Origin of the sequence: Gilliamella sp. GillExp13, from assembly GCF_001690815.1 — a bacterium.
Taxonomy (GTDB): domain Bacteria; phylum Pseudomonadota; class Gammaproteobacteria; order Enterobacterales; family Orbaceae; genus Gilliamella; species Gilliamella bombi.
In genome coordinates this window covers 39,881-52,841 of record NZ_LZHJ01000117.1, presented here as the reverse complement: position 1 = coordinate 52,841, position 12,961 = coordinate 39,881, and the positions used below count along the sequence as shown (strand labels likewise).

The 12,961-nt window shown below is 33.8% G+C and carries 11 protein-coding genes; 7 read left to right on the top strand and 4 right to left on the bottom strand.

Annotation, left to right across the window (positions count from 1 at the left end; translation table 11 throughout):
* Nucleotides 1-57: 57 nt before the first annotated feature.
* Both A9G37_RS08575 and A9G37_RS08570 read right to left on the bottom strand, forming a co-directional pair.
* Nucleotides 58-2,364, bottom strand: a complete 2,307-nt coding sequence (locus tag A9G37_RS08575) for a Tex family protein (protein ID WP_065575265.1) — start codon at nucleotides 2,362-2,364, stop codon at nucleotides 58-60.
* A gap of 163 nt (nucleotides 2,365-2,527) precedes the next feature.
* Nucleotides 2,528-3,754 carry a hypothetical protein gene (locus A9G37_RS08570; RefSeq protein ID WP_065575253.1) on the bottom strand — a complete coding sequence of 409 codons (1,227 nt, stop codon included), beginning with the start codon at nucleotides 3,752-3,754 and terminating at the stop codon, nucleotides 2,528-2,530.
* Between the two features lie 545 nt (nucleotides 3,755-4,299).
* Here A9G37_RS08570 and greB point away from each other — a divergent pair.
* Together greB and A9G37_RS08560 are read left to right on the top strand one after the other, a co-directional pair.
* The gene (gene greB / locus A9G37_RS08565) at nucleotides 4,300-4,782 is read left to right on the top strand and encodes a transcription elongation factor GreB (RefSeq protein WP_034911052.1); all 483 of its coding nucleotides are present in this window, start codon (nucleotides 4,300-4,302) and stop codon (nucleotides 4,780-4,782) included.
* A gap of 102 nt (nucleotides 4,783-4,884) precedes the next feature.
* A complete protein-coding gene (locus tag A9G37_RS08560; RefSeq protein ID WP_065575252.1) occupies nucleotides 4,885-5,988 on the top strand; it encodes a YcbX family protein in 1,104 nt (367 codons plus the stop codon).
* Here the strand turns inward: A9G37_RS08560 and A9G37_RS08555 are convergent.
* Together A9G37_RS08555 and ilvC are read right to left on the bottom strand one after the other, a co-directional pair.
* Nucleotides 5,978-6,550, bottom strand: a complete 573-nt coding sequence (locus A9G37_RS08555; protein ID WP_051634189.1) for a cell division protein ZapC — start codon at nucleotides 6,548-6,550, stop codon at nucleotides 5,978-5,980. The two genes, A9G37_RS08560 and A9G37_RS08555, sit on opposite strands and share 11 nt — an antisense overlap.
* A 303-nt stretch (nucleotides 6,551-6,853) precedes the next feature.
* Nucleotides 6,854-8,332: a ketol-acid reductoisomerase gene (ilvC, locus tag A9G37_RS08550; protein WP_034911056.1), complete on the bottom strand. Its 1,479-nt coding sequence runs from the start codon at nucleotides 8,330-8,332 to the stop codon at nucleotides 6,854-6,856.
* A gap of 172 nt (nucleotides 8,333-8,504) precedes the next feature.
* Here ilvC and A9G37_RS13625 point away from each other — a divergent pair, with 172 nt between their 5' ends.
* From A9G37_RS13625 to fis, 5 genes are read left to right on the top strand one after another with little or no spacing between them, the layout of a single operon-like run.
* Complete coding sequence (locus tag A9G37_RS13625) at nucleotides 8,505-8,741, top strand: YhdT family protein (protein WP_034911058.1); 237 nt, start codon at nucleotides 8,505-8,507, stop codon at nucleotides 8,739-8,741.
* 6 nt (nucleotides 8,742-8,747) lie between these two features.
* Nucleotides 8,748-10,199 (top strand): sodium/pantothenate symporter, encoded by a 1,452-nt coding sequence (gene panF, locus A9G37_RS08540; protein WP_065575251.1) that lies wholly within the window; start codon nucleotides 8,748-8,750, stop codon nucleotides 10,197-10,199.
* Entirely contained in the window at nucleotides 10,174-11,061 is an 888-nt protein-coding gene (gene prmA / locus A9G37_RS08535) for a 50S ribosomal protein L11 methyltransferase (protein ID WP_065575250.1), read from the top strand. The genes panF and prmA overlap by 26 nt, the downstream gene beginning before the upstream one ends.
* A 12-nt stretch (nucleotides 11,062-11,073) precedes the next feature.
* Nucleotides 11,074-12,081: a tRNA dihydrouridine synthase DusB gene (dusB, locus tag A9G37_RS08530; RefSeq protein WP_034911067.1), complete on the top strand. Its 1,008-nt coding sequence runs from the start codon at nucleotides 11,074-11,076 to the stop codon at nucleotides 12,079-12,081.
* Nucleotides 12,082-12,088: 7 nt separating this feature from the next.
* Nucleotides 12,089-12,385: a DNA-binding transcriptional regulator Fis gene (fis, locus tag A9G37_RS08525; protein ID WP_034883623.1), complete on the top strand. Its 297-nt coding sequence runs from the start codon at nucleotides 12,089-12,091 to the stop codon at nucleotides 12,383-12,385.
* Nucleotides 12,386-12,961 lie beyond the last annotated feature (576 nt).

The following is a 12,961-nucleotide window of genomic DNA, read 5'->3' as shown; positions in this document are numbered from 1 at the left end:
TGACTAAATGGTTCTAAATGCAGAAAAGGGACAATTGTCCCTTAAATTAGAAAAATATTATTTATTCTTTTTAAATGCAGTTGCAAATGCATTTCCCATGACATTATTAGTCATTGAAGAAGAGTGTTGTTTTTTAGTATTGTTAACCGAACGTTCATTAATGAATTTTCGATTATCAGTTTTTGGCGATGCAGGATCATCTAATCGCATTGATAAAGCGATACGTTTTCGAGAAATGTCAACTTCTATCACTTTAACTTTGACTATATCACCAGTTTTTACCACAGTTCTTGGATCATCAACAAACTTATCTGATAAAGCAGAAATATGTACTAAACCATCTTGATGCACACCTATATCAACAAACGCGCCAAAATTAGTTACATTAGTAACAGATCCTTCCATAATCATACCTATTTTTAAGTCTTCCATCGTTTCTATATCATCAGCAAATTGCGCAGTTTTAAATTCAGGTCTTGGATCTCGGCCTGGTTTATCAAGCTCTTTGATAATATCTGTAACTGTTGGCACACCAAAATGATCATCTACGTAATCGATTGCTTTAAGTGATTTTAAATAGTTTGTATCACCTAAAATTTCTTTTAAAGATTTGTGATTTTTTTCTAAAATTCGTTCTACAACTGGATAAGCTTCTGGATGAACGGCCGATGCGTCAAGAGGATTTTTACCATCCATTATACGTAAAAATCCAGCGCACTGTTCAAATGCTTTAGGACCTAAGCGTGCCACTTTTAATAATTGTTGACGATCCGTAAATTGTCCATTTTCATTACGCCAATTAATTATATTTTGGGCTATTACTTTATTAAGTCCAGCAATACGAGCAAGTAACATCATCGAAGCAGTATTTAAATTCACACCAACCGCATTAACACCATCTTCAACAACAGCATCAAGTTTTTTTGCTAACTGAGTTTGGCTAACATCATGCTGATATTGCCCTACCCCAATCGATTTAGGATCAATTTTAACAAGCTCAGCTAATGGATCTTGTAAACGACGTGCAATTGATACTGCGCCACGAATAGATACATCTAAATCAGGAAATTCTTGCGCTGCTAGTTCTGATGCAGAATAAACCGAGGCACCTGCTTCGCTTACTATCACTTTTTGTGCTTTCACTTCTGGATATTTCTTCTGAACATCAAGATAAAAACGTTCAGTTTCGCGTGAAGCTGTACCATTACCAATGGCCACTAATTCAACTTGATATTTAATACAAAGTGCGGCAATAACCATAGCTGCTTTATCTGCCTGCCCTGTATGAGGATAAATCGTTTCAGTCGCAACTAATTTACCTGTTGCATCAACAACAGCTATTTTTACACCTGTTCTTAAACCGGGATCCATGCCCATAGTAACTTTCATACCTGCTGGAGCAGCCATTAACATATCATGCAAGTTGGCAGCAAATACATTAATCGCTTCTTCCTCTGCTCGCTCACGTAATGTTGTCATTAATTCGGTTTCCATGTGCATCAGAATTTTAATGCGCCATGTCCAATTAATCACAGCTTTGCGCCATTTATCTGCTGGCTGTTCATTAAAATGGACGCCTAGATATTCAGTGATAATTTGTTCACAATAACTCTCTTTAGGCGCTTCTTCAAATTGCGGATCAGCATTTAAGGAGAGTTGTAAAAAGCCTTCATTTCGCCCTCGAAACATTGCTAATGCACGATGAGATGGTATTTTAGAAATCAGCTCGCTGTGTGAAAAATAGTCTCGGAATTTAGCTCCTTCTTCCTCTTTACCACTCACCACTTGTGAAACTACATGAGCATTATTCCAAAGATAATGACGCACTTTTGCTAATAATGCTGCATCTTCTGAAAAGCGCTCCATCAAAATGTAACGAGCTCCATCCATTGCTGATTTTGTATCAGTAATACCTTTATCGGAATTGATATATTTTTCGGCTTCAATTACAGGATCAAGCATGGGATTCTGCCATAAGCCATCCGCCAATGGCTCAAGCCCTGCTTCAATGGCAATTTGACCTCGAGTACGGCGTTTAGGTTTATATGGTAAATAGAGATCTTCAAGTTCAGTTTTACTAAGCGTTTGTGCAATACTGTTACTTAATTCTAATGTCAATTTACCTTGTTCTTCAATAGACTTTAAAATTGTTTGCTTACGATCTTCAAGTTCTCGCAAATAGCTCAATCGACTATCAAGAGTACGTAATTGGGTATCATCAAGCCCACCTGTCACCTCTTTTCGATAACGAGCAATAAAAGGAACGGTACTACCCTCATCTAATAATTGAATCGCCGCTTGAACTTGTTCTGACTTTACGGCTAACTCACTGGCTATAATATGGCTAATTTGTTTATTCATCATGGTATTTTTAACAATTTTAAGCAAAGTAGTGATTATATACCTATCCTTGTTTCTGTTGCAATTCTGAGCCTTTTATATCCTCCCCAAAAAATATAACTGCTAGTTATTGGGATATTTTTAGCTTGGCTAACATTTAATAGAGCTAACCACAAATTTAACTTCTTTATTTAGAACTACATAATGCGTAATACGGATGCTGATCATCTCTATCGCCATTTAGTGCAGCATCATTCATATTGATATAAATAGGATCACCCGTAGACTTAGAAAAATCACTAGTCCAACCATAGGTTGGGTTATGAAATTTATCGCCTTGATAATACGCTAATCCCCCCCATTCAGTAATTAATCCCCCATGTACCGCTCTTTTGTAGTAGTTATCAGGATTATTACCATATTTATCTTGATGAAGCAGAAAGTTGGCATTACTCAGCTCTCTTAGAGATGCTAATTTATAATCACCTAAATTATTGCACCAATCTTTTTGTTCTTGAAGTTTATCAATATATTCTCCTCTATTGATAAACCATTTAGTTATTCGGAAACTGTAACTAAGCATTACTCCTTGTTTGGTTTCGCCTATAATCTCAATATCAACAGGTAAATTCGCTTTGGGTGCTGTAGCTCGATTAGCACCTTTAGATGAGGAATCAGGACCTTTTAACGTAACCAGAACCATATTTTTTGCATCATAAGCCTTAAAACCACCTACAACTACTGCTCTTGGAGCCTCTGACTTTGCAACTGTCGCTGTAATTGCGCCAGGTGATCCTTTATCAGGATCCGATGTTCTTACGATCCATTTTGTTGTGCTTAATGAATTATCAATATTCTCGGTAATTAAATAGAAAAAGAGACCATTTGCACCAACTGAAGGGAAATTATTTAAATAATCATTTTGTGCTACAAAACCATTCCAGTCTACCCAATCAAAAACAGATCTATCCCCCCAAGAATAAGCTGTAGCACTATAAAGCATATGTGGACTAGCATATTTGATAGCTTCACCACCTACTTGTACATTAAAATTTCGATAAGGTGTTTTTGTTATAGCAATCTTACTATCTGGATAATTTTGAAAATTTGGAACTCCGTATTTTGTAGTTAAAGCTACCCCACCACTAACTTTAATATAAGGATAAATACCACTTTTTACTAATTTTTCAAATGTCGTTTTTGTTTGATCGTCTGTTAATTTAACTTCTTTATTATTTTCGTCTTCGTAATACCATTCCAGCGAAACTGGGTTATCCTTGTCCTCTGATAATTTAATATCTCCATCACCATCAACATCTATAACCTCAGAGCTTTCTGGTTGTTTAATTGCTGCTAATAAACCTAAACTTTCAGGAGTTTTAGTTGAAACATCTGAGCCTAATGCTGTGTTCAAATCACCTGTATAAAAATAGGTGTTTCCATTATAGATGACACCAAAATAATTAAATGCTTTATTGGATTGAATATTATTTTCAATTGAACTAATAAAACGAGGACTATTTCCATTAATAGGATTTGCAGTAACAGCCGATAATGCTAAAGATTTAGTTGAAAAAAACTAATAAGACAAACTAGACCCCAAATTGGCTCTTTCCGTGTAGTCATATTCATTCCTAATGGTGATAATAATAACAACTTATTTATTTTATTATTGTATAATTGCGAAATTAAACTTATTTATGCGATATAATTAACTTAATTACTTATTAAACAAGAGATGTTCCAAGAATAAAATAAAAAAACACAACACAAGCAATAAAAAAATAATATCATTTTAATGTTGATTTTTAAAGATTATTTAACGTTATTTTGATAAATATTAAAAAATAGAATAAATTTTACCAAATAAATGTCGAGCTTTTACTCGAACAATATATTTTAATAAAGAAAAATCGAGTTTTTACTCGAAAAATAAAGATTACTATAGGGAATGAAAATATGCGAAAGAATAATTATATAACAAGAGAAGGTTATTTGAACCTTAATGGTGAATTGAAATATTTATGGAAAGAAGAAAGACCTCGCGTTACACAAGCTGTATCAGATGCAGCAGCCCTCGGAGATCGTAGTGAGAATGCAGAATATATTTATGGAAAACGAAGATTACGTGAAATTGATCGGCGTATACGTTTTCTTACCAAGCGACTAGAAACGTTAACAATTGTCGAACCACACCCAAAACAAGAAGGTAAAGTATTTTTTGGCGCATGGGTAAAATTGGAAGATGAATCTGGTAATTTACATATTTACCGTATTGTTGGTAGCGATGAATTTGATCCTAAAAAAAATTGGATATCAATTAATAGCCCTGTAGCAAAAGCATTAATAGGTCATAAAGTTGATGATGAAATAGCCGTTATCACCCCTAATGGCAAAGTACTATATTATATTACTGAAATAAGCTATAGCGAGTTATGCTAATATGCCTTAACTTATTCATTCTATTTGTTAAATCTAAAAACTATAAGATATGGGTAATTAAGTATATAATTATCAAAACATTTGTAATCTATGTAAGATATTATGATTTTCGTCAATCAACTATACATCTACCCAATCAAATCAATGCAAGGGATACAATTAACAAAGGCAAATACAGTTGATGGAGGCTTTGAGCATGACCGCATATTGATGCTTAGTGAACCCGATGGCACTTTTATCACGGCAAGACAACACCCTGAGCTCCTGAAAATCAAAACATCCATAGTAAAAAACGAAGTACATATTTCACTATCTCCAACTGAAATAATAATATTTAATCTTGATGAGTTTTCGTTGAATTACGAGCCTACTGAAATTTGGGGTAATCATTTTACATCACTAATAGCTCCTATAAGAATCAATCAATTTTTCAGTCAAATTTTGCATAAAGATGTACAATTAAGATGGGTTGGTCAACAATTAACTCGTCGAACTAAACGCTATCCTGATATTCCTGTTAGTTTTGCTGATGGTTATCCTTATTTGTTATTAAATAAAGCTTCATTTGATTATTTACAACAGCAATGCCCTGAAAAATTAGATATTAGACTATTTCGTGGAAATATTATTATCCAAGGAGCACTTCCTTTTGCGGAGGATGGCTGGAAAACAATAAAAATTGGCAATGTGATTTTTGATATTGTTAAACCTTGTAGTCGCTGTGTTATAACGACAATGAACATAAAATCTGCAATATTCTTAGCTGATAATGAACCAATTAAAACCTTACGTTACTTTAGAGCCGATAAGCAAGGTGAAATTGATTTTGGTATGAATATGATAGCCCGAAATCATGGAACAATTTCAGTTCACGATAAAATTGAAGTATTGGAACGGCAACCAGCTAAAAATTATATTAAAACCTTTCCACCAGAAATAAAAACTGAAGCAAAAGTTTGTACAATAAATTTTGAAAATCAAATAATTAAAGCTAATAATAAGCAAACTATTTTAGAGCAGTTAGAACAACATAAAATAGCATTACCTTATTCTTGCCGTGCAGGTATTTGTGGACGTTGTCTAGTTGAATTAAAACAAGGTGAAGTAGAGGCATTAACACAAGCTGCTATTAGGCGAAATAATAAAATTTTAGCCTGTAGTTGTGTGCCTAAAGGAGATATTACAATTAAATTACTTAAGAAATAGCCTTAAATTCAAAATTATCTGAAGTCAGCTTTTGTTCAGTAAATTTTTTCTCTACAGATATTAATCTATCATTCATTACTTTAATTGCTTCAGAAAACACAAACGTTTTATTCATTGCCACAAATGAAGCTTGTGCAATAATACAAAGAGATGCATTTTCCCCCGCTTCAACGACCATCAAACAAACCTTTTGTCCATCTTCTTGTAAAATTACCTCAACAATATCAGCTATTTTAGGCTTGTATAACATTGGTTGTTGTGAAAAATACCAACTTTTAGGCATTTGAGGCTTTAAAAAATTAGCTGCAACAATAGCGTTAATAGCTAGTTCAATCTTTTGTGAATCTGTCAAATTAAGTAACTGACAACTATTATAAAATTGATAATAAGACGTTGCGTCACTAACAGAAAATGGAAATTCGCCAAAAACATCAGGAACTAACATTTTACTTGGATAACAAGAACGAAATAACATTTCAGATGAAACTTCAAGCATTAAACTATCGTATTCGCTATCAAAATACCATCGCCAACAATCAGTTGGTCGAAAAGTCATTTTCATTAATATGTTACCCTTATCATTTGATTTAAAATTGGTCAAAAAGATAACATAAATTACATAAAAAATAAATAAAAAGTTAAAATAAAAATAATTTAATTATATAATTTTTAAAAAATTTAATTATAAAGTGAAAGGATCAAAAAAATATAAATTAGATCTAAATTAGATCCAGTTAGATCCCTTTAGATCTAATCATTTTATACTGAAACATATACTTACCTGAAAGTTTTTTACAATAAATTCAATTTTTAGATACAAAAAAAGGTACTTTTCAGCACCTTTTTTATAGTTATAAATAGCTATTTAGCTTGCAACATTGATGCGTTTCATATCAGTCATATAACTACGTAATTTACGACCGATTGTTTCAATTGGATGATTACGGATTTCTTCATTCACATCGCGTAATTGTGCATTATCAACACTACCTTCAGGGATCGCTTTACCTAGATCGCCAGCTTGTAACATTGGCATGAATTTTTCTTTTAATAGTGGTACAGCGGCATTAGCAAATAGATAGTTGCCATACTCAGCTGTGTCAGAAATAACAACATTCATTTCATACAAACGTTTACGCGCAATAGTATTAGCAATAAGTGGTAACTCATGTAATGATTCATAATAAGCTGATTCAGCTAAAATACCAGATTCAAGCATAGTTTCGAAGGCAAGTTCAACACCGGCTTTAACCATTGCAACCATAACAACACCTTGATCAAAATAAGCTTGTTCATCAATTTTACCTTGATAGTCAGCAGCTTTTTCAAAAGCGGTTTCACCCGTTTCTTTACGCCATTTAAGAAGGTTTACATCATCATTTGCCCAGTCTTTCATCATAGTTGATGAAAACTCGCCTGATATAATGTCGTCCATATGTTTACGGTAAAGATCCGTCATGATCACTTTTAATTCTTTTGCTAAAGCATTTGCTCTCAATTTAGCTGGATTTGATAAACGATCCATCATTAAAGTAATTCCACCTTGTTTTAGCGCCTCAGTGATCGTTTCCCAACCAAATTGGAGTAATTTACATGCATAAGCAGGATCAACACCATCTGCCACTAGCTTATCAAAACAAAGTAATGATCCTGTTTGTAACATTCCACAAAGAATTGTTTGTTCGCCCATTAAATCTGACTTAACTTCGGCGACAAATGACGATTGTAAAACGCCTGCACGATGTCCGCCTGTTGCCGCTGCCCATGCTTTAGCTATTGCTAGCCCTTCATCTTTTGGATCGTTTTCTGGATGAACTGCAATTAGTGTCGGCACACCAAAACCTCGTTTATATTCTTCACGAACTTCAGTACCAGGACATTTTGGGGCTACCATCACTACTGTAATATCAGAGCGAATCTTTTCTCCTACTTCAACAATATTAAATCCGTGAGAATAGCCAAGCGCAGAGCCTTTTTTCATCAACGGTTGAATAGCTTGAACAACAGCAGAATGTTGTTTGTCTGGAGTCAAATTGATAACAAGATCTGCTGTTGGAATTAATTCTTCATAACTTCCTACTTTAAAACCATTTTCAGTTGCTTTCTTCCATGATGCACGTTTTTCAGCAATAGCTTCTTTACGTAATGCATAAGATATATCTAAACCTGAATCTCGCATATTTAGACCTTGGTTAAGACCTTGTGCTCCACAACCAACAATTACAATTTTTTTACCTTTTAAAAAATTAGCTTCTGATGCAAATTCATCACGAGCCATAAAACGACATTGACCTAATTGTTCTAATTTTTCACGCAAATTCAATGTATTAAAATAGTTTGACATTTTTCTCTCCAAGAGTTTAGGTATTCATAATCAACAATAAAACACTATATAATACTTTTAATATTGCTAAAATTGATATATTTAAAATATAATATTGCATAAATCGCAATATACTTGCTAAGTTCAATTCTTTCTTTTACTCTAAACCCCCCTTAATTTTGAATAAATCAATATGGATGCTCGATATAAACAAGCAAATAAAGAGGCTAAACTTTCGCTATTGCTAACTTTTATTTATCTTCTTGGATGGATCGTTTGTGCATACTGTATTAACGACAAAATAGGATTTTTAGGTCTTCCATTGTGGTTTGAACTATCTTGCATTATGGTGCCTATCGGTTTTATATTGCTTTGTTGGGTAGTTGTAAAATTTCAATTTAAAAATTTCTCATTAGAACAAACTAAGTGATTTAACATGCATTTAGATATTATTGTACCGCTTGTCATCTATCTTATTTTTGTGTTTGCATTATCAATTTATGCTTATGTAAAACGCAAAAAAGTAAATCAATTCACTGATTATTTTATCGGCAATAGAACCATGGGAGGATTTTTACTCGCCATGACACTAGCTGCAACTTATATTAGTGCTAGCTCGTTTATTGGTGGTCCTGGTGCTGCTTATAAATTTGGTCTTGGTTGGGTGCTATTATCGATGATCCAAGTACCAACTGTATTACTCTCGCTTGGTATCCTAGGCAAAAAATTTGCCATTTTGGCTCGTAAATATAATGCTATAACGTTAAGTGATATGCTTTATGCTCACTATAAAAGTAAAGCCATAGTTTGGTTTGCAAGCATCTCATTAGTTGTGGCTTTTATTGGTGCTATGACGGTACAGTTTGTTGGTGGTGCACGATTATTGGAATCATCAGTTGGCATTTCTTACGATATCGGATTATTAATTTTTGGTGTTGGTACCGTTATATATACTGCTTTTGGAGGATTTAGAGCAAGTATACTTAATGATGCTTTTCAAGGTTTAGTAATGATAATTGGCGCTATATTGCTATTAACAGCAATTATTTATGCTGGTGGTGGTATAACAGCGATTATTCACCGTTTGAATGAAATTGATCCTGCATTACTAACACCACAAGGTCCTAACAATTTTATGGACTTTCCGTTTATGGCATCATTTTGGGTTTTAGTCTGTTTTGCTGTGGTTGGTTTACCTCATACAGCGGTTCGCTGTATGGCGTACAAAGACAGTAAAGCTGTACATAAAGGAATTATAATTGGTACGATTGTTGTCACAATCATTATGCTAACTATGCACTTATCTGGCGCTCTTGGACGAGCTATTATTAGTGATTTAACTGTTCCCGATCAAATTGTTCCAACTTTAATAATTAACATTATGCCACCATTAGTGGCCGGTATCTTTTTGGCTGCTCCACTTGCTGCAATTATGTCAACAATCAACGCCCAATTGCTACAAATTTCATCAGTTATTATTAAAGATCTATTTTTAAGTATGAATCATACCAAAAGCTATAGTGATAAAAGATTAACTCGCACATCTGTTATCATAACTTTTAGTTTTGGTGGATTACTCATCCTAGCGGCTTGGAATCCACCAGACATGATTATTTGGTTAAATTTACTTGCATTTGGCGGGCTTGAAGCCGTATTCTTATGGCCATTAGTACTTGGACTTTATTGGAAAAAAGCAAATTCGACTGGTGCTTTATGTTCTATGTTTGCCGGGGCAATAAGCTATATTCTTTTATCTGTTTACAATATAAAGCTTTATGCTTTTAACCCGATTATCCCATCCTTAATTATTGGATTGGTAGTGTTTATGATTGCCAATATGTTTGGTAACACAGGAAAAAATTATGCCTTGGATTCAACTCAAAATTAATACAACCAATGATCTTGCTGAACAAATTAGCGAACAATTAGAGGAGTCTGGTGCTGTATCAGTCACTTTTCAAGATACCTTTGACACACCTGTTTTTGAACCATTACCTGGCGAAACTAAACTTTGGGGTAATACCGATGTGATTGGGCTTTATGATGCTCAAACAGATATCGATGAATTAAAAGCAATGCTAAATCTTGAACAATATTCTTATAAGATTGAACAATTAGAAGATAAAGACTGGGAACGTGAATGGATGGACAACTTTCATCCTATGAAATTTGGTGAGCGACTTTGGATTTGTCCTAGTTGGCGCGAAGTGCCCGATGCTAATGCAGTTAATGTCATGTTAGATCCTGGATTAGCATTCGGCACAGGTACTCACCCAACCACGGCATTATGCTTAACTTGGCTTGATAGTTTAGACCTTAAAGATAAATTAGTTATCGATTATGGTTGTGGATCTGGTATTTTGGCAATTGCTGCACTAAAATTAGGTGCAAAACAAGTAATCGGTATTGATATTGATCCTCAAGCCATTCAAGCTAGCCGTGACAATGCACAGCGTAATGATGTCAGTGAAAGGCTAGATCTTTATTTATCAAAAGAGATCCCAGACAATTTGCAGGCAGATATAGTTATTGCCAATATTTTAGCTGGACCATTAAAAGAACTTGAACCACATATAAGTAAATTAGTAAAACCTGAAGGTAAACTAGGTCTATCTGGTATTCTAACTACCCAATCCTCAAGTGTTTGTATGGCTTACCAACCCAATTTTAAATTAGATCCAGTGGTTGAACTTGATGAGTGGTGTCGTATTACTGGTAAAAATAAAAAAATTAACGCTACCCCCTTTTAAGTTTGAAAAAAAATGCGTAATATAGCCAACTTTAATTTACTTAGCATTGGTGAACTAAAATTAAAGAATAATTTAATTGCTGCACCAATGGCAGGAATAAGTGATAAACCATTTCGTAATCTATGTCATCGATTTGGTGCTGGTATGACTGTTTCAGAAATGTTTTTAGCAAATTCTGATGTTTGGCATACCGATAAATCAGCTCTGCGAATGATAGCGAGTGATGATGTTGGTATTCGTGCAGTACAAATTGTCGGTTCTGATCCCGACGAAATGGCAAAAGCTGCTGAATTTAATGTCAAACACGGTGCTCAGTTGATTGACATTAATATGGGATGCCCGGCTAAAAAGGTCAATAAAAAATTGGCTGGTTCTGCTTTAATGCAGTATCCGGAACTTATTAAAAAAATTTTGCAGAAAGTTGTCGGTGCAGTTGATGTTCCGGTAACATTAAAAACGCGGACTGGATGGAATAAAGAAAATAGAAATTGCATAGAAATCGCACAAATTGCACAGGATTGTGGTATAAAGGCAATTACTATTCACGGAAGAACACGTGCTTGCTTATTCAACGGTGTCGCTGAATATGACTCTATTAGAGCAGTTAAAGAAAATGTTACAATTCCTGTAATTGCTAATGGAGATATTTGTACACCTGAACAGGCAAAAGATGTTTTTCAATATACGCAGGCTGATGCTATAATGATCGGGCGAGCGGCACAAGGGCGACCTTGGATATTTGAAGAAATTGCATTCTATTTAACACATGGACAGTTACAGAAAAACAAAAGTATTGATGAAGTAGAACAAGTTGTACTATCACATCTTGATGATCTTTATCAATTCTATGGAGAATACAAAGGATTAAGGATTGCCAGAAAGCATGTAAATTGGTACACCAAGAATTATGCTGACAGCGATCAATTCAGGCGCTTATTTAGTGTACTTAGCAATACAAGTGAGCAAGTAAACACTCTAAAAGCATTTTTTAGTAAAATTAGAAACAACCCAAAGAGTTAAGAATACTATGTCAGAACAACGCGTTACAGCTGCAGCACTTAAATTTACAACTGTAAATTCTCAAGACCAAATAACACAAAAACCATTGCGTGATTCAGTGAAGCAAGCTTTAAAAAACTATTTATCACAATTAAATGGTGAAGATCCTACAGACCTTTATGAATTAGTGTTAGCTGAAGTTGAACATCCATTCCTTGATATGGTTATGCAATATACACGCGGCAATCAAACTCGAGCAGCAAATATGCTTGGTATCAACCGCGGTACACTTCGCAAAAAATTAAAACAATATGGAATGAGTTAATCTTCTATTATTTAACATTTTATAATATAAAAAGTACCTTAATATGAGGTGCTTTTTTCTATTTTAGAACACAATTAAAAAATTCATTGAATTATCCTCTTTTATAAAATATACAAAGGAACTGGGGTTCTATACCTCATAAGTAATAGTTTTAATCTGACATTTGAGTTATTTTATAACGTAACTAAGAGTGTCATAATTGAATCAAACAGAAAAATCATTAAATCTGAATTATGGCTTTTAAAATTCATCAGCAGCTTAATACGCACAATAAGCCCGTAAAGTCATAGGATATAATCGAGATAGTTACTATCGCTTTAAAAATGAGCAATGAGAAAGGACTTGCTCTTCAAGAAATCAGTTGTAGTAGCTCAGATTTAATTTAAGCTAGTACATTTAAAAATGCATCTTTTAAGATTGGTGATCATGAAAATTCAATAATATATCTTCCACATTTTTTTCGACTTATACAAATAATATTTAATAGCTATATTGAAACACATCCCAAAGGTAAAGATTCAATCGAATTTTACATGAATAAATTAAGAGAACGTTATTCAAGTAAATAGTGAAATC

Excerpts from the sequence above, each read along its gene's own strand:
- A9G37_RS08555 (WP_051634189.1), bottom strand. The coding sequence starts at position 6,550 with ATGAAAATGACTTTTCGACCAACTGATTGTTGGCGATGGTATTTTGAT.
- ilvC (WP_034911056.1), bottom strand. The coding sequence starts at position 8,332 with ATGTCAAACTATTTTAATACATTGAATTTGCGTGAAAAATTAGAACAA.
- A9G37_RS08575 (WP_065575265.1), bottom strand. The coding sequence starts at position 2,364 with ATGATGAATAAACAAATTAGCCATATTATAGCCAGTGAGTTAGCCGTA.
- A9G37_RS13625 (WP_034911058.1), top strand. The coding sequence starts at position 8,505 with ATGGATGCTCGATATAAACAAGCAAATAAAGAGGCTAAACTTTCGCTA.
- panF (WP_065575251.1), top strand. The coding sequence starts at position 8,748 with ATGCATTTAGATATTATTGTACCGCTTGTCATCTATCTTATTTTTGTG.
- A9G37_RS08560 (WP_065575252.1), top strand. The coding sequence starts at position 4,885 with ATGATTTTCGTCAATCAACTATACATCTACCCAATCAAATCAATGCAA.
- prmA (WP_065575250.1), top strand. The coding sequence starts at position 10,174 with ATGCCTTGGATTCAACTCAAAATTAATACAACCAATGATCTTGCTGAA.
- fis (WP_034883623.1), top strand. The coding sequence starts at position 12,089 with ATGTCAGAACAACGCGTTACAGCTGCAGCACTTAAATTTACAACTGTA.
- greB (WP_034911052.1), top strand. The coding sequence starts at position 4,300 with ATGCGAAAGAATAATTATATAACAAGAGAAGGTTATTTGAACCTTAAT.
- dusB (WP_034911067.1), top strand. The coding sequence starts at position 11,074 with ATGCGTAATATAGCCAACTTTAATTTACTTAGCATTGGTGAACTAAAA.